Consider the following 22,837-nt stretch of genomic DNA (forward strand, 5'->3'; position numbering starts at 1 on the left):
ATGAAGCGCCTTCTGATCCTGATGAGCCTGGTCCTCGCCGGCTGCGCGACCACCGCGGAGCCGCCCCCCAGCAAGCCGGTCAGCGTGCCCTATCCGGAGCCGGTGCAGGCGCGCAACGGCAGCCTCTTTCATACCCAGTCGCCGGTGTCGCTGTTCGCCGACCAGCGCGCGCGTCAGCTCGGCGACGTGCTGACTATCGTCCTGGAGGAGCGCACCCAGGCGCGGACCTCCTCCTCCACCGAAACCAGCAAGGGCACGGAGATCTCCTTGCCCAATCCCACCCTGTTCGGCGCGCCGGTGACGCGCGGCGGCAATCCACTGCTCACCACCGATGTGACGTCGGACAATTCCTTCAATGGCAGCGGCGCCAGCGAGCAGACCAATCAGCTCGACGGTTTCATCACCGCGCAAGTGGTCGACATCACGCCCAATGGCCTGCTGCGCGTGCACGGCGAGAAGCGGCTACGCATCAATCGGGGCGACGAGACCATCGTCCTCACCGGCCTGGTCCGTCCGCAGGACATCGGCCCGGACAACACCGTGCCCTCGCTGCGCGTGGCCGATGCCGACATCAGCTATCGCGGTCGCGGTCAGCTCGGTCAGGCCAATCAGCAGGGCTGGCTAGGCCGCTTCTTCAACTCGCCACTGTGGCCGTTCTGAGGAGATCTCCATGATCCGGCAACGACCCTTTCGACTGACGCTGGTGCTGCTCGCGCTGCTCATCGTCGCGACCTCGGCGCAGGCCGACCGCCTCAAGGACCTGGTCTCCATCGAAGGGGTCCGAAACAATCAATTGATCGGCTACGGACTCGTGGTCGGCCTCGATGGCACCGGCGACCAGACCTCCCAGGCGCCCTTTACGGTGCAGTCGCTGAAAAGCCTGCTGACCCAGCTCGGCGTCACCATCCCACCGAATGTGAATCCGCAGCTCAAGAATGTGGCCGCCGTGGCGGTACACGCCGACCTGCCGCCCTTCGTCAAGCCGGGTCAGCAGATCGATGTGACGGTCAGCTCGCTCGCCAACGCTGGCAGCCTGCGCGGCGGTTCCCTGCTGATGACCCCCCTCAAGGGCCCAGACGGGCAGATCTACGCCGTGGCGCAGGGCAGTCTGGTGGTGGGTGGCTTCGGAGCCGAGGGCCGGGATGGCTCGCGGGTGTCGGTGAATATTCCCTCGGCCGGGCGCATTCCCGGTGGTGCCATTGTCGAGCGCGCAGTACCCACCAATATCTCGGCCAAGGACAGCGTCACGCTGAACCTGCATAGCGCGGATTTCACCACGGCCTCGCGCATTGTCGAGAGCCTCAATGCCGTCTATGGCGCCGGTACCGCACAGGCACTGGATGCCGTTTCCATCGAAGTTGCGGCGCCGCGCGACGCCAGTGCCCGCGTGCGCTTCATGGCGGAACTCGAAAGCATGCAGGTCGATCCCGGTCAGGCGGCTGCCCGCGTGGTGGTCAACAGCCGCACTGGAACCATCGTGATCGGCTCGAATGTGCGGGTCTCGCCCGCGGCCGTGGCGCACGGATCGCTGTCGGTGACGATCTCGGAATCCTTCGGGGTGTCACAGCCCGCGCCCTTCGGTCAGGGCGAGACCGTGGTGACGCCGCAGAGCCAGGTCCGCGTCGAACAGGAGGATGGCCGCATGTTTCTGTTTGACCCTGGCGTGACGCTGTCGGACCTGGTGCGCGCGGTCAATGAAGTCGGCGCTGCCCCGGGTGATCTGATCGCCATTCTCGAGGCGCTGAAGCGCGTGGGTGCGCTGCGCGCCGAGCTTGTGGTGATCTGATGATGCACAGCGCCACGCCGCTGCATACCGATCTCAGCGGGCTGAGCGCACTGCGCCATCAGGCCGCGCGCGATCCCGATGCGGCCCTGCATAAGGCGGCGCAGCAATTCGAGGCGCTGTTGACGCAACAGATGCTGTCCGCCATGCGCGCGACCAGTTTCGGCGACGACGGTGCCGGCAAGCACGGGGCTACCTATCGACAGATGCTCGATGGCCAGTTGGCGCAGACCCTGGCCAGCAGTGGCCGTGGCCTGGGCATTGCCGAGGCCCTTGTGGCGCAGCTCCGTGGTGGTCGAACTCAAGGCGATGCCATGGGCGCCGATAACGTCGCCATGAACCTCCCCAGCGAACGCGTCATGGCACAGCGTCCTGCGGCAGCCGAAGCCGCACGGGCGGCGCCGCCTGTGCGGGCGGTCGAGGGGGCAGGGGCGCGGGTGCAGGCCTTCGTGGATCGCATCCTGCCGCATGCCGAGCGGGCCGCGGCCGCGCTGGGCGTGCCGGTGCGTGCCGTTATCGCCCACGCCGCCCTGGAATCCGGCTGGGGGGCGCATGCGCCGGGTGACAACTTTTTCGGAATCAAGGCGCACAACGGCTGGTCCGGTAGTGCCAGCCAGCGCGCCACGCTGGAATTCGATGGAACCGTGCTGCGTCCGCAGCAGGAAAGCTTCCGCAATTACTCGGGCGCGGCGGCCGCCTTTGGCGACTATGTCGACTTCCTGCGTAGCAATCCACGCTACGGCGAGGCGCTTAAGAGCAGCGACGGCGCCGCCTTCCTGCAGCGCGTGGCCGAGGCCGGTTACGCCACCGATCCGGACTACGCGCAGAAGTTGGAGCGGGTCTTCCGTTCGCCATTGCTTGATGCCGCACTCGATGATCACGGGCGCAACGATGGGGGGATGCGAGTATGAGCGACCTTCTCCGCGTAGGGACCTCCGGTCTGCTGGCCTATCAGCGTGCACTCACCACCACCTCGCACAACGTGTCGAATGCCGGCGTCGACGGCTATAGCCGGCAGCGGGTCGAACTCAGCGCCCAGGTGACCGGCTCGCCCTTCGGCGCAGGCGTGCGCGTGGTGGGCGTTGAGCGCCTCGAAGATGTCTATGCCAATAACCGCCTGATCGAAGACGGCGCCGGTCTGGCGGCCAATGCCCGCCTTGCCGACTTCGCTACCCGTGTGGATACCCTCCTCTCGGACAGCAACAGTGGCCTTTCCGGCAGCATCAATGCCTTCTTCCAGGCGGCGCAGGATGTCTCGGCCAGCCCGAACAGCCTGGCCGCGCGCGAGGTGCTGCTTGGCAGCGCCCGCGATCTCACGACACGCGCCACCACGCTCAACAGCCAACTCGCGCGGCTGGACAATGAAATCGACCAGCGCGCGATCGCCACGGTCGCCGAGGCCAATGAGATTCTCGAGAGCCTGGCGCGGGTCAATCGCGATATTGCGGCCAGTGCCGGCCCGGCCAACGATCTGCGCGACGAGCGCGACCGGCTGACGCGGCAACTGTCCGAAAAGATAGGCATCAACACCACCCTGCAGGATGGCGATCAGCTCAACGTGTACACCCGGGATGGCCATGCGCTTCTGCTGGGGGCCGATGTCCGGCCGCTCGCTCTGCGTGAGGATCCCGAGCGCGGCTCGCGGCTGCAGCTGACCGTAGGACAGGGCCCCGGTGCCATCCCCCTGCCGACCCCCACCAACGGTGAACTGGGAGGTCTGTTCAGCGCCCGCACCCAGGTCATTGACCCGACGCGCGAGCGCCTTGGCGCGCTCACGGCCAACCTGGCTCGGGCGGTCAACGACGTGCAGACGGCCGCAACCGATCTCAACGGCCAGCCCGGCCAGCCCCTGTTCGAGCTCGGCAACCCGGTGGCGGTGCCCAACGCCAACAACGACGGCACTGCCACCGTGGATGTCTCCTTTGGCGCGGATGGCAAGGTGCCCGACAGCGCACTCACGCTGCGCTTCAGCAGCGGCAGCTGGCAGCTGCAATCGCAGCAGGGTGGCACGCTGGCGCTGACCGGCAGCGGTACGCCGGGTGATCCCTTCCGGGCCGGTGCCTTGTCCATTATCGTCAGCGGCACCCCTTCCGACGGAGACCGATTCTCCCTGAAGTCCGCCAGCGACGCCGTGGCAGGGATGCAACTCAACAACATCGGCGCGCGCGGTATCGCGGCTGCCGGGGCGTTGTCCCCGAGCTTGCCACCGACGAATACGGGTGACTTCTCGGTGCGCTCGGTGGAGAGTGTGGATCCCAACAACCCGGGGGCGCGTACGGCCGCCAGCATCGAATTCCTGGGGCCGAACAGCTATCAGATTGATGGCGGTCCGGTGCAGGGCTTGAATCCGGACGGGGTCATCACCGGGGCCGGCTGGCAGTTGACCCTGGAAGGAAGCCCTTCCGCGGGCGATCGTATTGAACTGACACCCACCGGGACGGACAGCGGCAGCAATGCCGGTGCGCGTGCCCTGGCCGCGTTGGCGGAGTCTCCGGTCACTGCCAGTGGCGATACGCCCAGCGGCGGCTATGCCGAACTGGTAGCGGCCGGTGGCGTCACCGCGCGGCAGGCCGAATCCGCGCGCGATGCCTTCCAGCGTCTGCAGACGGCGGATTTGGCGGCACGCGAGGCGACATCCGGCGTCAACCTCGATGAGGAAGCGGCCAATCTGCTGCGCCTGCAGCAGGCCTACCAGGCCTCGGCGCGCATCATCGCCACCGCCGACGAACTGTTCCAGACCCTGCTTGGCGCGGTACGGAGGTAAGTATGCGCATTGCCAGTGACACCATCTACCGACAGGCCGTCGCGGCCATCCAGGACGCGCAGAGCAATCTTGCGCGGGTCCAGGAGCAGCTGTCCTCGGGCGAGCGCATTCGCCGCTCCGGCGAGGACCCCTCCGCTTTCACCACCGCCACCCGCCTGGATGCCCGTCAGGAGCTGTTGACTGGCTTCGAGCGCGCCAGCGACCGCGCCTTCGCGCGCCTGTCGCTCACGGAATCCCGCATTGGCGAAGCCGTGGACCAGACCAATCGCGTGCGCGAGCTGGTGGTGCAGGGCAACAACGCCACGCTGTCCAGCGATGACCGTGCCGCCATCGCGCGCGAACTGCGTCAGATCCGCGAGGGTCTGCTACAAACCGCGAACGCCAGCGACGGGGAGGGACGTGCCCTCTTTGCCGGGACTGCCAGTGGAAAGCCCTATCAGCAGGACATCAGCGGCGCGATTATCTATCAGGGCAATGCCGGCAGCCGACTGGTGCCGATCAACACCGACGCCACGGTTGCCGACGGGGAACAGGGTCCGGCGGTCTTCGGGCGTGGCAGCAATGACCTCTTCGCCGCCGTCGACGCCGCCATCGCCGCGGTCGAGGAGCCCGATCCGGCTTTGCGTGCGGCGGGAGCCGCAGCCACCCTCGATCAGCTCGACGCCCGGCTCGACCAGATGAATCTGGCGCGCGGACGTGTCGGTGCCCGTCTGTCCGCCATTGAGCAATCCGCCGAGGTGCGTGCGGTGGAGTCGGAGCAGTTGACGGTGACGCGCGCGAACTTGATGGATACCGATATTGCGCAGGCCATTACCGATCTCACGCTGACGGGCAATCGGTTGTCGGCTGCCCAGCAGAGCTATCTGCAGGTCCAGCGGCAATCGCTTTTCGATCTCATCCGCTAGTCGGATTCTCACTACCACCCTGCGGCTATGATCGCCGGTCGCGACCACCGGCGCGCAAGCTTGTCCCGGACGTCCGTTTAATCCGAGATTGCGCCATGGCCGCTGACACACCGCTCGAAACCCCTTTACCGCCGACTGACGCCATAGAGGTTCCTTCGTCGGAGGCCTCATTGCGCTACCGCGACGTGTTCAACGCCGCCTTCTCGTTCATGGCCGTGCTGCATCGCGATGGCTGGGTGCTCAGCGTGAACGACATTGCCCTGCGCTTTGCCGACGTTGCGCGCGAGGATGTCATTGGCCGGCCGATCTGGGAGACGCCCTGGTTTGCGTATGACGAAACGGTCCAGGAGCGGTTGCGCGCAGCGGTGGAACGAGCAGCGCGCGGGGAGTTCGTGCGCTATGACGAATGTCTCGCCGGCGCCAATAGCGCGCAGGCCGATGTCGATCTCTCGATCAAGTCGTCGAGCGCACCCGGGCACCCCAGCAGCCTGCTCGTGCTGGAGGCCCGCGACACCACGCAGATGAAGCTCGTGCAGACCGCGTTGCGCGATTCCGAGGAGCGCTTCCGCACCAGCTTTGACGAGGCCCCTATCGGCAAGGCGCTGCTCGATGTGGATGGCAGCTTCATTCGGGTCAATCACGCCCTCTGCGACATCCTGGGCTACGGCGAGGTCGACCTGGAGCACACCAACTGGGCCACTCTGACCCATCCCGACGACATCGACGCCGACATGGGCTTGATCACCGATACACTGGCGGGGCAGCGGCCGGGATACCGTATCTTCAAACGCTGCTTTCATCAGTCCGGGCGCGTGGTGCATGTCCAGCTCGATGTCGCGCTGGTGCGCGATCAGGAGGGCGAGCCGCTCTACTTCATCGCGCAGGTGCAGGACATCAGCAAGCGCAAGAAGTACGAAGATTGGCTGTTCGAAGCCAATGAAATGGCGCATATCACGCTGGCCGCCATCGGTGATGGCGTCATCCGTACCGATGCGCGCGGCACCATTACCTATGTCAATGATGCCGCCTGCTGGCATCTGGCGCGTTCCGAGAAAAGTCTGATTGGTCAGCGCTTCTCGGATTGCGTTCCGCTGTTCAATCCGGGGCGTGATGTTCCCTTGCCGGATCCGGTGGACGCGCTGCTACGCGTAGGCGCCACAGTGGAGCACGAGCCTTTTCCCCGGCTCAGGAACGGGGACGGCGATCTGAACGCCATCGCCTACACGCTGACGCCGATGTACGCGCGCGACGGCGAGGTGCTCGGCTGCGTCTTCGTCTTTCAGGACATCTCGGATGCCAAGCGCGTGGCCGAAGGCTGGGCCTTCCAGGCTAGCCATGATCCGATGACCGGTCTACTTAATCGCCGCGCCTTTGAATCCGCACTCACCGAGCTGTGCGCCCGCGTCGGTGACACCCGCCGCGACATGCCGGTGCAGCACACGCTGATCTATTTCGATCTCGACCATTTCAAGGTGGTCAACGACACCTGTGGCCACCAGGCCGGAGACAAGTTGCTCATCGAGATGGGGCGTTTGCTTCGGACCCGGCTGCGCAGTGGTGATCGGCTGGCGCGCATCGGTGGCGACGAATTTGCCGTATTGCTACCGGAATGTGGACTGGATGACGCCCAGCGTATCGCCCAGTCGCTGCTGGAGGCCGCCGCCGAGTACAGCTTCGTGGCTGATGGCCGCCGTTTCCGGGTGACCTTGAGTCTCGGCGTCGCACCGGTGACCGGCAGTGCCACGGAAACCCTGGCGCGGGCCGATACGGCCTGCTACGTCGCCAAGCGTGCCGGACGTAACCGCGTGCACACCTTCTCGGTCACCGATGCCGATGTCTCGCGTGCCCGCCAAGAACTGGACTGGGCGCAACAGCTGCAGGCCGCGCTCGACAGTGACCACTTCGAGCTGCACCAGCAGCCCATCGTGCAACTGGATACCGGTCAGGTCGTCGGGCACGAGATCCTGCTGCGCTTCCGCGGCGAGGATGGTCGAGTGGTCGCGCCCGGCGCTTTCATGCCCGCTGCCCAGCGCCTGGGGCTGATGCGGCTCATCGATCTTCGCGTGGTGCGCGACGTGGTCGCGGCCATGCAAGCCGGTGCCACGGGCGAGGGCTTTGTTTCCGTGAACCTCTCAGCACAGTCGGTGGGCGATCCCATCTTCACGCGCGAATGTCTGGCGGTACTGGATGCCGCGGCGATTCCAGCGGACCGCATCCAGTTCGAGGTCAACGACGGAGAGATCGCGCTGAGCAGTGAGGCCACGCCGCTCATCGACGGCCTGCGTCAGCGCGGTCACGCAATCTGGCTGGATAACTTCGGCACCGGCTTCAACTCCTTTGACAGCCTGAGCCGACTCAAGCCGGACGGCATCAAGATCTCGCGCGCCACGGTGCATCGACTGGAGGACGATATTGCCTACCGCCATCTGGTGGAGGCGGCCTGTCGGGTGATGGAGGACATGGGCGGCATGGTCATCGCGGAGGGTCTGGAAGACGTGGAAATGCAACGCACGGTCGCCGCTCACGGTATCGCGTGGGGGCAGGGATTCCACCTCGGCGCGGTGTCCGAGGTCGCGGCGAAGGCGGCCTGATGCCGCTCGTCGGTCGCGACCTACCACTCGCGCCGCCAGCCGCCGAAGCGGGCTCAATGGCGCAGGGATGGGGCCGATATCGGGATCGAAGGCGCACTGAGCGCCAGACCATCGCCCGGCTTGGCCGGGCTAGCAAACCGGCCTCAAGCCCGAACTAGGAGTCTTCGCCATGCTTTCGATCAACACCAATGTGATGTCTCTGACGGCCCAGCGCAACATCGGCGCCACCCAGAGCTCGCTCGCCACTTCCATGGAGCGTCTGTCTTCCGGCCTGCGCATCAACAGCGCCAAGGACGACGCCGCCGGCCTCGCCATTTCCGAGCGTTTCACCTCGCAGATCCGCGGCATGAACCAGGCCGTGCGCAACGCCAACGACGGCATCTCCCTCGCCCAGACCGCCGAAGGCGCGCTGACCGAGGTCACCAACAACCTGCAGCGCATCCGTGAGCTGGCCGTGCAGTCCTCGAACGCCACCAACTCGCAGTCCGATCGCGACGCCCTGCAGGCGGAAGTCAACCAGCTCGTCTCCGAAATCGACCGCGTCGCCAACCAGACCACCTTCAACGGTGTGAATCTGCTCGACGGCTCCTTCGCCGGTGCGCAGTTCCAGGTGGGCGCCAATGCCGGTGAGACCATCACCGTGTCCTCGATAGCCGACACCAACGCCGCGGCGCTGGGCTCGGTCGACCAGAACACCTCGGCGGGTCTGAGTGTTGCCGCCTCCAGCATCACCGGCTTCGCAACGGCCATCGCCGCGGGTGGCGTGACCATCAACGGTACCGACATTGGCGCCATCGCCGGTGCGAGCAGCGCCGCCGAGCGTGCCGGTCAGCTGGCCGACGCCATCAACGAGGTCTCGCAGCAGACGGGCGTGGGCGCCTCCTACGACGCCGCCACCGGTCAGCTCACGCTGAACAGCGAAGCGGCGATCACGATCGCGGGTACGGTCAACGATCTCACCGTGGCGGGCTACGCCAACCAGAGCTTCGCGACCATCACCACCGCCAGCGGTATCGATACGGCCACGGTCGCCAACTTTGCCGGCGCCCAGACCGCGATCAAGCTGATGGACAGCGCGCTGACCACGGTCAACAGCACACGCGCCGACCTGGGTGCGCTGCAGAGCCGCTTCGAAACGGTTGTGGCCAACCTGCAGACTACCTCCGAGAACCTGAGCGCATCGCGGTCGCGCATCCAGGACGCGGACTTCGCCAAGGAAACCGCCAACCTGAGCCGCACCCAGGTGCTGCAGCAGGCGGGTACGGCGATGCTGGCCCAGGCCAACGCTTCCTCGCAGAACGTGCTGAGTCTGCTTCGGTAATGCGTCAACTTCAGTCCGGTAGGGGCTGTTTCGCGGGGGCCGGGATTGCTCGGCCCCCGCTTTGTCTCGTGTCAGCACCCCGTGTTGATGCGTGGAGGACCACATCATGATGGTGATCTCTTCTCTTGAACGCTTCCCGGCGGAAACGCCGCGTCCCGCACTGACCGCGCCGCCTGCGGTGCCTGCGCCCAGTGCCACCGCACAGCCTGCGGTGCCGAGTCAGTTGCCCTCGAAGGCACCACAGCCGGCTAGTCCATCGTCGGATGTGCGCTTCGAGCTGGAGGACAACGACCGCGTCGTCATCCGCATCAGTGATCCTGAAACGGGCGAGATCGTGCGCCAAATCCCGAGCGAAGTCATGTTGCGGGTGGCGGACATGATTGCGGACGCGCGCGGCGGCACGGTGGATGCAAGTGCCTAGCCGTTAGACCGCGAAACCCAGGAGGTGCGCGATGGAACCCATCCGCTTTGCCGGAATCGGCTCGGGGCTCGACCTCGAAAGCATGACGCGTCAGCTGCTGCAGGCGGAGCGTGCCGCTCCCGAGCTGCGGTTGAACCGTGAGGAAAAGCAGGTCAAGGACGAAGCTAGTGCCTTCAACAGCCTGGCAAGCGTCGTGTCCTCACTGACGGCACAGGCCACAGCCCTGGCCGAACAGATCGGCCAGCCATCGCGTTCTGTGGATGTACCCGAGGACGCCCCGTTCAGCGTGACAGCTTCCAATACAGCGACCACCGGGCGCTTCTCCGTGGAAACGGAGGCCCTGGCCACGGCGCAGAAGCTGCGCTCGGCGGCCTTTGATCCGGCCGCTGATATTGGGACGGGGACGCTCACCTTCTCGCTGGGCGGCGAGAGCTTTGACATCGAGGTGCTTGCCAGTAATGGAACGCCCGACGAGATCGCCGCAGCGGTCAACAATGCCGAAAACAACCCCGGCATACGCGCCACCGTCATCAATGGCGCCAGCGGGGACCAGATCGTGTTCAGCTCGGAAGCCACCGGCGCGGCCAACACCATCACGGTGAGCGCCAGCGGTGGCGACGGGGGACTGGATGCACTGGTCTACGCCGGCGACGGCATCAACGACAACCTGACCCAGATCGCGGCGGCCAGCGACGCGCGCATCCGCGTCGAAGGTGTCGAGATCACCAGTGCCACCAACCAGTTCAGCGACGTCATCGACGGCATCGACATCGATATTGCCCGTGCCGAGCCGGGCACCAGTTTCGATGTGGACGTGCGCCGGGACGACAACGCTACGGCGGATGCGATCCAGCGCTTCGTCGACGCCTACAACGATACCCGTCGGGTTATCGATCAGCAGACCCGCTACAACAGCGAAACCGGTAATGCCGGCCCACTGCTCGGCGATTCCGCCGTGCGCAGTCTCTCCAGCGCCATGCGCGGTGCCTTCAATATCGTCGAATCCGGCGAGATCAGTGTGCTCTCGCAGGTCGGTATCCAGACCGATTCGGACGGGCGCATCAGCTTCGATCGCGCCGCTTTCACGGATGCCATGAACACGGATCCCGATGGCGTGGCCGCATTGCTCGGCCAGGCCGGGCTTTCCGGGCGCATCGATGGTGCCGTGTCCGGCTATACCGGCAACGACGGTCTGCTGACCGCGCGCGGCGATTCGCTCGACCAGCGTCTGGAGCGCATCGAGGAAGATCGGCTGGCGCTGGATCGGCGCATGGAGCAGTATGAACAACGCCTGCGCAGTCAGTTCACGGCCTTGGACGCCATCGTTGCGCAGTTGCAGCAGGATGGTCAGTTCCTGCTCCAGCAGTTGGGACTGCCGCGCGAGTAAGAGGTGAAAAATGACTCAAGAATCAGCCTGGCAAGCCGATACCGTGTTTGAGTCCACCAAGAGCTTTACGCCATGTCGCTAGCCTACGCCCAAGCGGTCAATCATTACGGACAGTCCGGCCCTCTGGCGCATGCGGCCGAGCAATCCCCGCATCAGCTGATCGAGTGCCTGCTGGCCGGGGCGCTGTCGCGCATCGCGCAGGCCCGCCGTGCACTTGCCACCGGAGACGCCTCCGCGCGCGGGCTGCACAGCTCGCGCGTCATCGACATCATCGGCTATCTGGATGGCATCCTCGATCCAAAGGCGGGCGGAGAATTGACGACGCGACTGCGCAGCCTGTACGACTACTGCATCCGCCGCATCTTCGAAGCCAATACACGGCAGGACGATGCCGCCTACCAGGAGGTTGCCGATTTGATCAGCGAGGTCAAGAGCGCCTGGGATCAGCTTCCCTCCCGCATGCATGCCGCCGAGGTATCCCCCTCATGACGCTGCCCGCACGCCTGACCCCGACCGTTGCCGACGGCGCAGACCGCGCTGACACTGTGGATGCCATGCGCGCGCATCTGAGCGATGCGCTGCTCGCGGGTGACTACGATCACGCTCTCTCCCTCGCCGTGGCGCAAGGACAATGGCTGCGCGAACGGCAGTTGCGCGGTGAATTGCCGGCGCCAGATGTGCTGCGCCGCTGGCACGACACGTATCTGGGACTGCTTGCCCACGTGCAGGTCCTTCGCGACGACGCGCGCCGCCAGTTGCAGCGCATGCACAAGGGGCGTGACGTCAGCCGGGCCTATGCAGCCGCCTGATGTCCATAGCGAGCTGACGGCACGCACGCGCATGCCGCTGGCGTTCCAGACCCGCATCGACGGTTCGCCGACGCCATTCGCGACGCTGCTCAGTCGTCTTATCGACATTGGCGGTCTGGGAGGTGTCCAGGAAGCCGACGAAAAGGACTTCGAAAGCAGCACGGTGTCGGACGCAATGCGCCGTTTGCACACCAAGGTGGACCTTCTGCTATGGATGGGCGCGGAATTGCTCGCCATTCATCGGCCTTTGCCGGCCAGTCGGTCGGTCACCCTCTATGCCGACAAGCTGCACATGGAGCCCAACGGTATGGAAATCGAGGATGAGCGGCAGTGGTTGCTGCTCTATTGCCTGGAGGGCCTGCCCATGCCCCTGCCGCTGCCGGTGACCGTGCAGCGCGATGGGGATGGGATGCTGTGCCATCTCGATACACCGGATGCCACCACACAGGAGTTATACAACCAGCTCCTGTTTCGTCTGCATCGACGGGAAATTGCTGCCAGACGTCAGAGCTGATCCTGCCATCGGCAGCGCGCGGCGCTACCATGCCGTGAAACCCAAGGGGACGCATCGACGTGCATCTAGCCGTGCATTCTCCGCACCATGCGGTAGCCGAAATGATGGCAGCGGGACTGCGCCAGCAGAGCGGCATCAAGCGGGTGGACGTACTGCCGCCAGGCGACGGCTTCGGTCGGGCGTTGCGCGCGACGGCGGCCCGCTGCTTCGTGGTGGACTGCGGCAGTCTGCCTTTGATCCGTCTGACGGATCTCCTCGATGCCATTCGCGGCGCGCAGGCTACGGCCTCGCTGTTGGTTCTCGCGCCGCAGGATCGCGAGATCATGCGCGCCGCGCTGCGTCACGGCGCCACCGCGCTGATCAGCGCCAGTGATCCCATGGAGCGTTGCCTGGAGGCCCTGCGCCAACTGGAGCAGGGCCATAGCTGGTTACCCGCCGATCTGGTGGGCGAACTGCTGAACGGCCACCAGGTGCCGCGGCCGCAATCCGCCATCGATCAATTGCCGCCCCGCCAGCGCCAGATCTTTGATCTGATCGGCAGCGGCATGAGCACGCGCGACATCGCCACCTTGCTGGGTATTGGCGTCAAGACGGTGGAAACCCATCGCATGCGCCTCATGCAGCAACTCGGACTTCGTACCGCGCACGACCTCGTCGTGCGCGCAGTCCAGGCGAAAAGCCGTTCGGCCTGAAAGCCCCTTCAGTCCCTGAAAAGGCGCCACTAGTCGGCCCCCGCGTGATGTAAGGCTTTGCCTTACGCATGTCGGGGAATCCCGAGTGGGCGTCGGACTTCCGTTATCGAATCATTTCCCCATCGCGACGGAATCTCGTCGCCAGTATCTGGGCCGGCATCGAAGGTGTCGGAGAACAGCGGAACAGGTCAGTCGAAGGGGAAGGCACATGCGTGTTGATTTCTCGCAACACCAAGGCGGTCGGCAAACGCTCAATCCACAGCTTGCGCAGCAGATTCGCATTCTTGGGCTGTCGGCGCAGGAGCTGGAGCAGGAAGTCCACCAGTGGCTGGCGAACAACGTCATGCTCGAGCCCGAGGCCAGCGACGTGGATGACGAAGGCGTGGATGCCGAAGTCGCCCCCGATTCCGACGACAACGACATCGCGCTCGATTCCAATTGGGACGACGGCTATTCCCCCATGGCGGGCATTGCCTCCGGTGAGGCCATTGATGTGCCCCTGGCCGCACCAGATGTGACCGATCCCATCGCCCGCCTGGCACGCGAACTGCCAATGGAGTGCCGTACTCCCCGCGCCCTGGCCGCTGCCTTTGCGGTCTTGGAGGCCGTGGATGACCGCGGTTGGCTGGAAGAGGATCTGCACGATATCGCCTGTCGCACGGGATTTCCCACCGGTGAACTGGTGTCGGCGCTGGCACTCATTCAGAAACTGGCACCTGCCGGCTTTGGTGCGCGCGATCTGGCCGAATGCTTCGCTATGCAGCTGCGCGCCATGCCACCAAACGCGGCCGTACGCGACGCGCTGGCAATCGTCGGTGCCGGCATGGAGCGCCTTGCAGGTCGCGAGATCGGCACTGTCCAGCGCGAACTGCGCCTCGACGATGCCGCCTTCGCAGAAGCGCTGGCCCTGCTGCGTCGTCTGGACCCGCACCCGGGCCGCGCCGCGGTGGAGGGGGCCGCCATCTATCCCGATGTGGTGGTTGCCCAGGTCGACGGGCGCTGGACCATCACATTGTCCGAATTTGCCACGCCTCGCCTGCGTGTGAACCCGGCCTATGTGCGTGCGCTGGAGGACAGTGCCACGCCAGCGCCGGCGATGAAGCAGCAATTGCACGAGGCACGCTGGTTTCTGCGCGGTCTGGCTCAGCGTGCCGAGACGCTTCTCAAGGTCACGCACGCCATTTTCCGTCGCCAGTACGCCTTCCTTGCCGGTGGCGAGGAAGTGCTGGCGCCGATGACGCTGCGTGAGATCGCAGGCGAGGTCGGCGTGCACGAATCCACGGTCTCCCGCGTGACCTGCGGCAAATACGTCATCACACCGCGCGGCATTTTCGAGCTCAAGCATTTCTTCGGTGCCGGCTTTGGTGTCGGCTGTGCGGTCTCGAATACCGCCGCCCGCGCGCTGGTACGCCGTTTCGTTGCGGCTGAGGATCCCCGTACGCCGCTGGACGATGCGGCCATTGCAACTCGGCTTGCCGAGCGCGGCATCCGCGTCGCGCGCCGCACCGTTGCCAAGTATCGCGAAGCCCTCGGCATCCCGCCAGCGCGATTGCGCGCAGCCTCGCAGTCCCTCGCTATCAGCGCCTGACGCTGCGCCGGATCAACTAGGACACCGCCATGGATTTCGATACCGTCATGACCCTTGAACCGCCCGCCGAACGCGATGAAGCGCAGGCCGCCAAGTCGTCGCGCATCGCGCCGCCCGCAGCCAAAGCGAGTCCGGCGCCGGTCGCGCGGCGGTTGATCGGCGACAGCCCCTCGATGGTTCGCGTGCGCACGCTGATCGGACAGGTTGCGGCCTTCGACACCAATGTGCTGATCACCGGGGAATCCGGTACCGGCAAGGAACTGGTGGCGCGTGCCATCCACGAAGCCTCCGACCGGGCCCATCGTCCCTTCGTGGCCATCAACTGCGGTGCCATTCCCGCCGAGCTGCTGGAATCCGAGCTGTTCGGGCACGAGCGCGGCGCCTTCACCGGCGCCATTGCAGCCCGCAAGGGTCGCTTCGAACTGGCCGAGGGTGGCACGCTCTTTCTCGACGAACTCGGCGACATGCCGCTGCCGATGCAGGTCAAGCTGCTGCGCGTCATCCAGGAGCGCAGCTATGAGCGCGTCGGTGGCAGCCAGACGCTGAGCTGCAATGTGCGCATCGTCGCCGCCACCCATCGCGATTTGGAAGCACGGGTCAGCGATGGCAGTTTCCGCGAAGATCTGTACTACCGCGTCGCGGTCTTCCCGATTGAACTGCCGCCATTGCGCAAGCGTGTCGCCGATCTGCCGCTGCTGATTGAGGCGCTGGCCACGCGCATCGCAACCCAGGCCGGCGAGGCCTTGCAATTCGATGCCAGTGCGCACAGTGCGCTGCAGGGCTATGGCTGGCCGGGCAATGTGCGCGAGCTTGCCAATCTGATTGAACGCCTGGCCGTGACCTGCACCGATGGCACGGTCACGGCCGACGATCTGCCCTTGCGTTACCGAGCCGATCTCAACGTGCCGGCAACGGCATCGGGCGAGATGCCGTGTCGGCCGCGTGCCGCGGACAACCAACTACCGGCCGATGGGATCGACCTGCGCGACCACCTGGCGCGGATTGAGGCCAGCCTGATCCGCGAGGCATTGGCGCGCAGCGAAGGCGTGGTGACGCATGCCGCGCAGCTGCTGCGTGTATCCCGCACCACGCTGATCGAAAAGCTGCGCAAGTACGACATTACGCCGGACGGTGCCAGCGCACCGTCGAACGGCTAGGGCCCCGGTATGGCACTTGCAGCAATGCCTAGGGGATCGAGGAGCGAATGGCGATGAATGATCTCGGAATCAATCGTGTGCTGACGGAGATGCGGGCCCTGCAGGCGCGTTCGAAGCTCCCCGCTCAGGAAGTGGCACCCACTGCGCCCACCGCACCGGCGCAGGAAAGCAAGGAAAGCGGCTTTGTCAATGCAATGGCGGATGCCGTACGTGACCTCAACACCAAGCAGGCCGAGTCCGGAAAGGCGCAGGAAGCCTTCCAGCTGGGTCGCATGGATCTGGCAACCACGATGTTGAAGATGCAGGAATCAAGCGTCGCATTCCGAGCCGCGGTGGAAGTACGCAATCGCGCGGTCTCGGCCTACCAAGACATCATGAACATGCCGCTATAGGACGCTTCTCATGGCACGTACTCCCATTGGTGTGATTCAGGAAGTGCCGGCGCTGAAGCCGATTCTGCTGCTGGTCGGACTTGCCCTGGCCGTCGCCCTTGGTATCAGCATCTACATGTGGTCACGCGGCACCGACTGGACGCCGGTAACGAGCGGCCTCGATGCCACCGAATCCGCGCAGATTGCGCAGTCGCTGGAAGCGGCCGGCATCCCCACGCAGGTCAACGACATGGGGAATGCCGTACTGGTGCCTCGCACGCAGCTCCATGCGGCGCGACTGCAACTCGCCAGCACCGATGCCATTGGCAGCGATGCCGGATTCGAGATGCTGTCGGAATCGCCCGGCTTCGGTGTCAGCCAGTTCATGGAATCGGCGCGCTATCAGTACGCGCTGGAAACCGAGCTCGCCCGCACAATCAGCAGCCTGGCGCCGGTACGCAGCGCGCGCGTACACCTCGCCGTGGCCCGCGAGTCCGCCTTTGTGCGCGACAGCAGCCGGGCCAGCGCCTCGGTGGTGGTCGACCTGCACGCGGGACGACGCTTGAGTGCCGATCAGGCGCGCAGCATCGTCAATTTGCTTGCGGCCAGCGTGCCGCAGATGGATCCCAGTGCCGTCACCGTGGTCGACAGCGCTGGCAATCTGCTCTCCGAGCGGGCTAACCAGGATTCGGCGGAGTCGCAGGCACAGCGCCATTTCGAGATGGCACGGCAGACCGAGGCCTTGCTGACTTCGCGCATCGTCGAACTGCTGGAAGCCGTCGTGGGTGAAGGTCGGGTCCGTGCACAGGTGACGGTGGAGCAGCAGACCGAGAGCCGCGAACTCGCCAGCGAACGGGTCCAGGGCGATCCCGCGGCGGTGACCAGCGAACGCATCAAGGAGGAGCGGGAAGCCCGTCAGGCCGCGGGTGCCGCCGGGGCTGCCGCCAACATGCCGGACAACCCGGATGGACAGGCCACCACCAACAACGAGGAGCAATCGCTCCAATCCAGCGACGTGCAGCGCAACTACGCGGTGGGCCGTGAATATGAATTTGCCCGGCAGCCATCGGGCAGTATCAAGCGTGTCTCGGCAGCCATCCTGGTCGACAACCTTCCGGAGACCGACGCCGAAGGCAATGCGATTTCTCGTCCCCTCGACCCCGAAAAGCTGGAGCGACTGCGTCGTCTCGCAGAGAGTGCCATTGGCTTCGACGCCGCACGCGGCGACCAGCTCACCATCGACAACGCCCGTTTCGTCGACGCCGGCCCCGATCTTGGCCCGCCCGAGGAGCAGGCCCTGTGGGAGCGTCTGCTCGACGATGGCTGGCTGCAGATGGCAGCTCGGAATTTCGGGGGCGTGCTGCTGCTGCTGGTACTCATCTTCACTGTGCTGCGGCCGCTGATGCGCACGCTGATGGAACCGATCACGGTTCAGGCATTGGACGAACCCGGGCTGCGGCCGCAGCTCGCTGGCGCGGTCGCGGGCGAGGTCGATGGCGGTGCGGCGGCGATGAACACGGCGCCCGAGCACGAAGTTCGTGAGGCACCCTATGAACGTCAGCTCAAGGCCGCGCGCGAAGTGGTGCAACAGGACCCCAAGCGGGTGGCGCAACTGATGCGGACATGGGTGGGTAACGATGGCTAGTACGGCGCTGGCCGAACGGCCGGAAAGCAATCTCAGCGACGGCACCTACCGCGCCGCCGTGCTGCTGCTCTCGCTGGGCGAGAACGAAGCCGCCGAAGTGCTCAAACACATGAATGCGCGCGAGGTACAGAAGCTGGGTGCAGCCATGGCGCGCATGGGGCCGGTTTCCACCGAGCAGGCGCAGGAAGTCATCGGCAGCTTCGTCGCCGAGCTCGACGGCCAGACCTCACTGGGTGTGGGAGCCGACGAGTACGTCCGCAAGGTACTTGCCAACGCGCTGGGCGACGACAAGGCCAGCCGCCTGATCGATCGCATCCTGGTCGGCAGTCAGACCAAGGGTCTGGATGCACTGAAGTGGATGGATGCACGCGCCATTGCTGATCTCGTGCGCAACGAGCATCCCCAGATCGTCTCCATCGTGCTGGCCTATCTCGAACCGGATCAGGCTGCGGAAGTCCTGCAGATTCTGCCGGAGCGGACACGCGCCGATGTCGTTATGCGTATCGCGACCCTGGAAGGCATTCCGCCGAATGCGCTGTCCGAGCTGGACGAAATCATGGAGCGGCAGTTCTCCGGCAACAACAACCTCAAGGCCTCCAATGTCGGTGGCATCAAGGTCGCGGCCGGCATCCTGAATTTTCTGGATTCAAGCACGGAAACCGAGCTGATCGAGAACGTGCGCGCTATCGACCCCAAGCTGAGCGAAAGCATTGAGGATCTGATGTTCGTCTTCGATGATCTCGCCAGTCTCGACGATCGCAGTATCCAGCGGCTGCTGCGCGAGGTCCCCGGTGACCGCTTGCCGGTGGCACTCAAGGGCGCCGATACCGCCGTCCGCGACAAGATCATGAGCAATATCTCCAAGCGCGCCGCGGAGATGCTGCAGGAAGACCTCGAAGCGCGTGGGCCGGTCAAGGTCTCCGACGTGGAAGCTGCGCAGAAGGAAATCCTGGCGCAGGCGCGCCAGCTCGCCGACGCCGGCGAAATCACCTTGGGCAGCAAGGGCGGGAGTGAGGAATATGTCTGATAGCGCGGAACGCGTCGCCTTTCCGGATTTCACCGAACGCGCGCATGGCAGCAAGCCGCCTACCGCCGCCGAACTCGACGATGTCTTTGCCCGCGCCTATGGCGAAGGCTACGAGAAGGGGCGGGAGGATGGCTATGCCGCCGGACTCGGTGAGGTGCACGCTGCCGCCGAGCGGCTGAAGCTACTGACCCAGTCCCTGGCCGCACCGCTGTCCGCAGCCGACGAGGCCGCGGTGGAGCAACTGCGCCTGTTGGCGTTGGAGATCGGCGAGCAGCTGGCGCGCCATACGCTGGCGGTTTCGCCGGAGGCATTGGCGGGCCTGGTGCGCGCCGCGCTGGATGCGCTGCGTGACATGGATGGACCTGCGCATATCGCCCTGCATCCGCAGGATCGTGCCGCCCTTCCCGAAGAATTCGCGCTACCCGATCACGTCAATTGGCACGATGATCCCGCGCTGCAGCGTGGCGACATCCGGGCCTGGCGGGACACGGCTGGTATCGACGGCCGCATGAAGAGCCGGATCACAGAGCTGGCCCATGTCTGGCTGGCCGAGGGGGCCTCGTGATGCAGCCGCTGCTAGACATGAGTGCACGCGGCGAAACCCTTGCGCGACGGCTCGAAGGCCTGCGTCAGCACTGGCCGGATGGCAGTGGCTTGGTGCGCAGCGGCCGCCTCAAGCGGGCGGTCGGTCTCACGCTGGAGGCCGAAGGCTGCACCGCACCGCTGGGTGCCCGCGTGAGCATCGACAATGCGAATGGCAAGGACATTGGCGCCGAAGTGGTCGGTTTCGCGCATGGGCGTACCCTGCTTATGCCGCTCGACAGCGCCTCTGGCCTGCTGCCGGACGCCGAGGTGTCGCAGCGTTCGACGGGCGCGAGCCTGCGCATCGGCCCCGATTGGCTGGGTCGTGTCGTCGACGCCAGTGGCCATGCGCTGGATGGTGGCCCGGAACCGCGCGGTGACCGTCCGGCGCACGCGGAGCCACTGGCCATCAATCCGTTGATGCGTCGGCGCATCGACACCCCTCTCGACGTCGGCGTACGCGCGGTCAATGGCGTACTGACACTGGGCCGAGGGCAGCGCGTAGGTCTGTTCGCCGGAAGTGGCGTCGGAAAGTCGACGCTGCTCGGCATGATGACGCGCAATACTTCGGCCGATGTGGTGGTCGTAGGCCTGATCGGCGAGCGGGGTCGGGAAGTGGCGGACTTCGTCCATGAGACGCTCGGGCCGGAAGGTCTTGCGCGGGCCTGCGTAATCGCCGCCCCTGCCGATGCACCGCCGTTGGCACGCCTGCGGGGTGCCTGGCTGGCCAGCACCGTGGCGGAATATTTCCGCGACCGAGGGCTGTCCGTACTGCTGCTGATGGACTCTTTGACGCGTTTTGCACACGCCGCCCGGGAAATCGGTCTTGCCACCGGCGAGGCGCCCGCCACCCGCGGATATCCACCGTCGGCCTTGGCGCGCCTGCCGCGGTTGGTGGAGCGGGCCGGCAACGGCGATGGCCAGGGCAGCATCACGGCGATCTACACCGTGCTGGTGGATGGCGACGATCTGCAGGACCCGGTAGCGGACAGCGCCCGCGCGGTACTCGACGGACACATCGTGCTGTCGCGTGCCATTGCGGAGAGTGGCCGCTTCCCGGCGATTGACATCGAGGCCTCGGTATCGCGTGTGGCCGATGCCGTAACCGATCAACCGCAGCAGGAGGCCGCGCGTCGGCTCCGTCGGCTGCTCTCGGCCTACAGCCGGCATCGTGACCTCATCACCATCGGCGCCTACAAGAGCGGGACGGATGCCGATACCGACGAAGCACTCCGGCTCTGGCCGCGCATTGAATCCTTCCTGCGTCAGGGTACGCGGGAAGCCTCGGATCTGGCGTCGTCCCGCCAGGCATTGAACAGTCTCTTCGCGGAGGAAAGCGCATGACAGCGTCCAAGCACCCCTTGCAGGCGGTCGCCCGCGTACGCAACAGCAACGAAGAAGTGGCAGCTCGCCAGCTCGGCGAGGCGCAAAAGGCGCTTTCGATGGAGCAAAGCCGTACCAATGAATTGTTGGGCTACCTGCACGATTACGAACATGCGCCGGCCGTTGCCTCCGTGCACTGGCTCGCCAATCGCGCGCAATTCGTCGCCAAGTTGCAGGAAGCGGTGATGGCACAGACGCAGCGTCTGCGTCAGGCGGAGCAGGCCGTGGAGGCCTGTCGAACCCGCTACATCCTGGCACGCCAGGATTGTCAGGTGCTCGACCGACTGGAAGCCAGCTATCGGCGTGCCGCGGAGTATGCGCAGGAACAGCGCGCGCAAGCGGCCATCGATGAGTGGGTAGCGAGTCGACAGGGAGGGATGCAGTGACCCAGGTCTCGATGCCGCCGGCCGGGCCAGGTGCTGCCGGTGCAGTCCGGCGCGGTCCGGAGAATGCACTGGCGATCCTTTCCGGAGATCGCGAGGGTTTTGCGCACGCGCTAGGGCAACTGCAGGAAAAGGTGACCTCCGAGCCGCGCGATGCGGCTGGCACGACGAAGCGCAACGCGGCTCCGCTCCCGGAAGAGGCCGAGGAGAGGAGCACCACGCCGGCGCCTGCGCAGTCCGAGCCGGAACGGCCCGAGACACCGTTGGCGCGCGATGCAAGCGACGTCAAGCGCGAGGGTACTGCCACGCCGATGGTGACAAAGCACTCCGAAGAGCCTGAAGCAGACAGTGACCAAGAGGGCGCTGCGGTCCTTGTCATTGACGGCGCTACGCGTCCGGCACCACCTACCACCGACGCCGAAAGCCCAGGGAAGGGCTTGGTTGCGGTGGCCGATACATCCGCCCAGAGCGCAGATGCCGAAGGTGAGCGCCCCATGGTGACAGCGCGCGTGGATGCCGATGCCGCGGTGGCCGCGTCATCGGCCCCGGCGACTGCGGCCTCTGCGACCCAGGAATCAAAGCAGGCGGCGACCGAGACCGTGCCTGCAGCTGGCACCGTGCGCGCCCAGCGGGCAACTGCAGTGAACGATGGCGCTGCGCCTGCATCGGCTGCCAAGCCGGCGACCAATACGGAAGCACGCTTCGTACCGGCGGACGTCGGCCTGCTGGCAAAGGGCTCGGAAGCCACTGGCGGCAGCCCCCGCGAAGCGCGCGGATGGAGCGCGGCAGAGCGCTTTCTCAGCCAGGCGTCAATGGGCTCTGCCGAGGCCGGCAAGTCCATCGCCGCCAGCAAGGCCGAAGCGCCTGCACTGCCACGCGCGCTGGTGCGTGAGCTGGAGCAGGTGCTCTCTGCCCGGTCCGCATCGGGACCGGCACGCCTGCTCACGGAGGCGGCTTCTGGCGCTGCTACGACACCAGGTGTGGCGCCGGTGGCAACGCCAGGGCTGGCGACGGCGGCGGCCGCCACAGCCTTGCCGGCCGGCGGCGTACCGCCGGGATCACCGCCACTGCCCACGGCCGCCCCGCAGCAGATGGCGGAAATGGCGGCGCGGGTGCTCGTGGATGCCGCCAGTGAAGGCAACTGGCGGGTCAGCCTGCGACTCGATCCCCCCGACATCGGCCGACTGGATGTGCAGATCGCGCGCGAGCAGGGTGCGCTTACCGCGCACTTCGTGGCCTCGACGCCGGCGGCGCGGGCCGCCATGGAACAGGCCATGCCCATGCTGCAGGCGCAGATGGCCGAACAGGGCATGAGTCTGGCCGACAGCTCGGTCTCGCAGGAACGGTCCGGTCAGTCGTCGAATGGACGGGATGGCGAACCGGGGGCAGGCTCGAACAGCGCCGCCAGTGAGGGGGCAGGTGAACCGCTCGTCACCAATGCGGCAACCGTTCGCCGGGCGCAGGGGCTGTTCGAAGGCTGGGCCTGAGCCGGCGGCAAGCCATTTGCAGGTTCT

The 22,837-nt window shown here is 65.8% G+C and carries 22 protein-coding genes; all 22 read left to right on the top strand.

What is annotated here, in order from left to right; genetic code table 11:
• Positions 1 to 660 carry a flagellar basal body L-ring protein FlgH gene (locus ACOOFO_RS07595; protein ID WP_420429541.1) on the top strand — a complete coding sequence of 220 codons (660 nt, stop codon included), beginning with the start codon at positions 1 to 3 and terminating at the stop codon, positions 658 to 660.
• 10 nt (positions 661 to 670) lie between these two features.
• Positions 671 to 1,786, top strand: a complete 1,116-nt coding sequence (locus ACOOFO_RS07600; protein ID WP_420429543.1) for a flagellar basal body P-ring protein FlgI — start codon at positions 671 to 673, stop codon at positions 1,784 to 1,786.
• On the top strand, positions 1,786 to 2,694 hold the full coding sequence (flgJ, locus tag ACOOFO_RS07605) for a flagellar assembly peptidoglycan hydrolase FlgJ (RefSeq protein WP_420429545.1): 909 nt from the start codon (positions 1,786 to 1,788) through the stop codon (positions 2,692 to 2,694). The genes ACOOFO_RS07600 and flgJ overlap by 1 nt, the downstream gene beginning before the upstream one ends.
• Complete coding sequence (gene flgK, locus ACOOFO_RS07610; protein ID WP_420429547.1) at positions 2,691 to 4,547, top strand: flagellar hook-associated protein FlgK; 1,857 nt, start codon at positions 2,691 to 2,693, stop codon at positions 4,545 to 4,547. The genes flgJ and flgK overlap by 4 nt, the downstream gene beginning before the upstream one ends.
• A 2-nt stretch (positions 4,548 to 4,549) precedes the next feature.
• The gene (gene flgL, locus ACOOFO_RS07615) at positions 4,550 to 5,452 is read left to right on the top strand and encodes a flagellar hook-associated protein FlgL (protein WP_420429549.1); all 903 of its coding nucleotides are present in this window, start codon (positions 4,550 to 4,552) and stop codon (positions 5,450 to 5,452) included.
• Between the two features lie 95 nt (positions 5,453 to 5,547).
• Positions 5,548 to 8,043, top strand: coding sequence for an EAL domain-containing protein (locus tag ACOOFO_RS07620; RefSeq protein ID WP_420429551.1), 2,496 nt, complete (start codon positions 5,548 to 5,550; stop codon positions 8,041 to 8,043).
• 169 nt (positions 8,044 to 8,212) lie between these two features.
• A complete protein-coding gene (locus ACOOFO_RS07625) occupies positions 8,213 to 9,364 on the top strand; it encodes a flagellin (protein ID WP_420429553.1) in 1,152 nt (383 codons plus the stop codon).
• A 106-nt stretch (positions 9,365 to 9,470) separates the two neighbouring features.
• A complete protein-coding gene (locus ACOOFO_RS07630) occupies positions 9,471 to 9,785 on the top strand; it encodes a flagellar protein FlaG (protein WP_420429555.1) in 315 nt (104 codons plus the stop codon).
• Positions 9,786 to 9,816: 31 nt separating this feature from the next.
• Positions 9,817 to 11,172 carry a flagellar filament capping protein FliD gene (gene fliD / locus ACOOFO_RS07635; RefSeq protein WP_420429557.1) on the top strand — a complete coding sequence of 452 codons (1,356 nt, stop codon included), beginning with the start codon at positions 9,817 to 9,819 and terminating at the stop codon, positions 11,170 to 11,172.
• A gap of 72 nt (positions 11,173 to 11,244) precedes the next feature.
• On the top strand, positions 11,245 to 11,661 hold the full coding sequence (fliS, locus tag ACOOFO_RS07640; RefSeq protein ID WP_420429559.1) for a flagellar export chaperone FliS: 417 nt from the start codon (positions 11,245 to 11,247) through the stop codon (positions 11,659 to 11,661).
• Entirely contained in the window at positions 11,658 to 11,981 is a 324-nt protein-coding gene (locus tag ACOOFO_RS07645; protein ID WP_420429561.1) for a hypothetical protein, read from the top strand. The genes fliS and ACOOFO_RS07645 overlap by 4 nt, the downstream gene beginning before the upstream one ends.
• A complete protein-coding gene (locus tag ACOOFO_RS07650) occupies positions 11,968 to 12,495 on the top strand; it encodes a PilZ domain-containing protein (protein WP_420429563.1) in 528 nt (175 codons plus the stop codon). The genes ACOOFO_RS07645 and ACOOFO_RS07650 overlap by 14 nt, the downstream gene beginning before the upstream one ends.
• A gap of 101 nt (positions 12,496 to 12,596) precedes the next feature.
• Positions 12,597 to 13,187: a sigma factor-like helix-turn-helix DNA-binding protein gene (locus ACOOFO_RS07655; RefSeq protein WP_420429565.1), complete on the top strand. Its 591-nt coding sequence runs from the start codon at positions 12,597 to 12,599 to the stop codon at positions 13,185 to 13,187.
• Positions 13,188 to 13,395: 208 nt separating this feature from the next.
• Positions 13,396 to 14,775, top strand: a complete 1,380-nt coding sequence (gene rpoN / locus ACOOFO_RS07660) for an RNA polymerase factor sigma-54 (protein ID WP_420429567.1) — start codon at positions 13,396 to 13,398, stop codon at positions 14,773 to 14,775.
• Positions 14,776 to 14,804: 29 nt separating this feature from the next.
• On the top strand, positions 14,805 to 15,932 hold the full coding sequence (locus ACOOFO_RS07665; protein ID WP_420429569.1) for a sigma-54 interaction domain-containing protein: 1,128 nt from the start codon (positions 14,805 to 14,807) through the stop codon (positions 15,930 to 15,932).
• A gap of 53 nt (positions 15,933 to 15,985) precedes the next feature.
• Positions 15,986 to 16,324, top strand: a complete 339-nt coding sequence (fliE, locus tag ACOOFO_RS07670; protein ID WP_420429571.1) for a flagellar hook-basal body complex protein FliE — start codon at positions 15,986 to 15,988, stop codon at positions 16,322 to 16,324.
• A 10-nt stretch (positions 16,325 to 16,334) separates the two neighbouring features.
• Positions 16,335 to 17,948: a flagellar basal-body MS-ring/collar protein FliF gene (fliF, locus tag ACOOFO_RS07675; RefSeq protein WP_420429573.1), complete on the top strand. Its 1,614-nt coding sequence runs from the start codon at positions 16,335 to 16,337 to the stop codon at positions 17,946 to 17,948.
• Positions 17,941 to 18,975 (top strand): flagellar motor switch protein FliG, encoded by a 1,035-nt coding sequence (gene fliG / locus ACOOFO_RS07680; protein ID WP_420429575.1) that lies wholly within the window; start codon positions 17,941 to 17,943, stop codon positions 18,973 to 18,975. The genes fliF and fliG overlap by 8 nt, the downstream gene beginning before the upstream one ends.
• Positions 18,968 to 19,540 carry a FliH/SctL family protein gene (locus ACOOFO_RS07685; protein WP_420429577.1) on the top strand — a complete coding sequence of 191 codons (573 nt, stop codon included), beginning with the start codon at positions 18,968 to 18,970 and terminating at the stop codon, positions 19,538 to 19,540. The genes fliG and ACOOFO_RS07685 overlap by 8 nt, the downstream gene beginning before the upstream one ends.
• Positions 19,540 to 20,901 carry a FliI/YscN family ATPase gene (locus ACOOFO_RS07690; protein WP_420429579.1) on the top strand — a complete coding sequence of 454 codons (1,362 nt, stop codon included), beginning with the start codon at positions 19,540 to 19,542 and terminating at the stop codon, positions 20,899 to 20,901. The genes ACOOFO_RS07685 and ACOOFO_RS07690 overlap by 1 nt, the downstream gene beginning before the upstream one ends.
• Positions 20,898 to 21,326 carry a flagellar export protein FliJ gene (fliJ, locus tag ACOOFO_RS07695; RefSeq protein ID WP_420429581.1) on the top strand — a complete coding sequence of 143 codons (429 nt, stop codon included), beginning with the start codon at positions 20,898 to 20,900 and terminating at the stop codon, positions 21,324 to 21,326. Before ACOOFO_RS07690 ends, fliJ begins: the two co-directional genes overlap by 4 nt.
• The gene (locus ACOOFO_RS07700; protein WP_420429583.1) at positions 21,323 to 22,810 is read left to right on the top strand and encodes a flagellar hook-length control protein FliK; all 1,488 of its coding nucleotides are present in this window, start codon (positions 21,323 to 21,325) and stop codon (positions 22,808 to 22,810) included. Before fliJ ends, ACOOFO_RS07700 begins: the two co-directional genes overlap by 4 nt.
• The last annotated feature ends 27 nt before the right edge of the window (positions 22,811 to 22,837 follow it).

Source organism: Algiphilus sp., assembly GCF_965216485.1.
Taxonomy (GTDB): Bacteria; Pseudomonadota; Gammaproteobacteria; order Nevskiales; family Nevskiaceae; genus Algiphilus.

What these genes read in the sequence shown, in the direction of transcription:
- fliS (WP_420429559.1), top strand. Translation starts at nt 11,245, where the DNA reads ATGTCGCTAGCCTACGCCCAAGCGGTCAATCATTACGGACAGTCCGGC.
- fliG (WP_420429575.1), top strand. Translation starts at nt 17,941, where the DNA reads ATGGCTAGTACGGCGCTGGCCGAACGGCCGGAAAGCAATCTCAGCGAC.
- fliE (WP_420429571.1), top strand. Translation starts at nt 15,986, where the DNA reads ATGAATGATCTCGGAATCAATCGTGTGCTGACGGAGATGCGGGCCCTG.
- ACOOFO_RS07655 (WP_420429565.1), top strand. Translation starts at nt 12,597, where the DNA reads ATGATGGCAGCGGGACTGCGCCAGCAGAGCGGCATCAAGCGGGTGGAC.
- ACOOFO_RS07690 (WP_420429579.1), top strand. Translation starts at nt 19,540, where the DNA reads ATGCAGCCGCTGCTAGACATGAGTGCACGCGGCGAAACCCTTGCGCGA.
- ACOOFO_RS07600 (WP_420429543.1), top strand. Translation starts at nt 671, where the DNA reads ATGATCCGGCAACGACCCTTTCGACTGACGCTGGTGCTGCTCGCGCTG.
- rpoN (WP_420429567.1), top strand. Translation starts at nt 13,396, where the DNA reads ATGCGTGTTGATTTCTCGCAACACCAAGGCGGTCGGCAAACGCTCAAT.
- ACOOFO_RS07625 (WP_420429553.1), top strand. Translation starts at nt 8,213, where the DNA reads ATGCTTTCGATCAACACCAATGTGATGTCTCTGACGGCCCAGCGCAAC.
- ACOOFO_RS07645 (WP_420429561.1), top strand. Translation starts at nt 11,658, where the DNA reads ATGACGCTGCCCGCACGCCTGACCCCGACCGTTGCCGACGGCGCAGAC.
- ACOOFO_RS07595 (WP_420429541.1), top strand. Translation starts at nt 1, where the DNA reads ATGAAGCGCCTTCTGATCCTGATGAGCCTGGTCCTCGCCGGCTGCGCG.
- flgK (WP_420429547.1), top strand. Translation starts at nt 2,691, where the DNA reads ATGAGCGACCTTCTCCGCGTAGGGACCTCCGGTCTGCTGGCCTATCAG.
- ACOOFO_RS07630 (WP_420429555.1), top strand. Translation starts at nt 9,471, where the DNA reads ATGATGGTGATCTCTTCTCTTGAACGCTTCCCGGCGGAAACGCCGCGT.
- ACOOFO_RS07620 (WP_420429551.1), top strand. Translation starts at nt 5,548, where the DNA reads ATGGCCGCTGACACACCGCTCGAAACCCCTTTACCGCCGACTGACGCC.
- fliF (WP_420429573.1), top strand. Translation starts at nt 16,335, where the DNA reads ATGGCACGTACTCCCATTGGTGTGATTCAGGAAGTGCCGGCGCTGAAG.
- ACOOFO_RS07650 (WP_420429563.1), top strand. Translation starts at nt 11,968, where the DNA reads ATGCAGCCGCCTGATGTCCATAGCGAGCTGACGGCACGCACGCGCATG.
- fliD (WP_420429557.1), top strand. Translation starts at nt 9,817, where the DNA reads ATGGAACCCATCCGCTTTGCCGGAATCGGCTCGGGGCTCGACCTCGAA.
- flgL (WP_420429549.1), top strand. Translation starts at nt 4,550, where the DNA reads ATGCGCATTGCCAGTGACACCATCTACCGACAGGCCGTCGCGGCCATC.
- ACOOFO_RS07685 (WP_420429577.1), top strand. Translation starts at nt 18,968, where the DNA reads ATGTCTGATAGCGCGGAACGCGTCGCCTTTCCGGATTTCACCGAACGC.
- ACOOFO_RS07665 (WP_420429569.1), top strand. Translation starts at nt 14,805, where the DNA reads ATGGATTTCGATACCGTCATGACCCTTGAACCGCCCGCCGAACGCGAT.
- flgJ (WP_420429545.1), top strand. Translation starts at nt 1,786, where the DNA reads ATGATGCACAGCGCCACGCCGCTGCATACCGATCTCAGCGGGCTGAGC.
- fliJ (WP_420429581.1), top strand. Translation starts at nt 20,898, where the DNA reads ATGACAGCGTCCAAGCACCCCTTGCAGGCGGTCGCCCGCGTACGCAAC.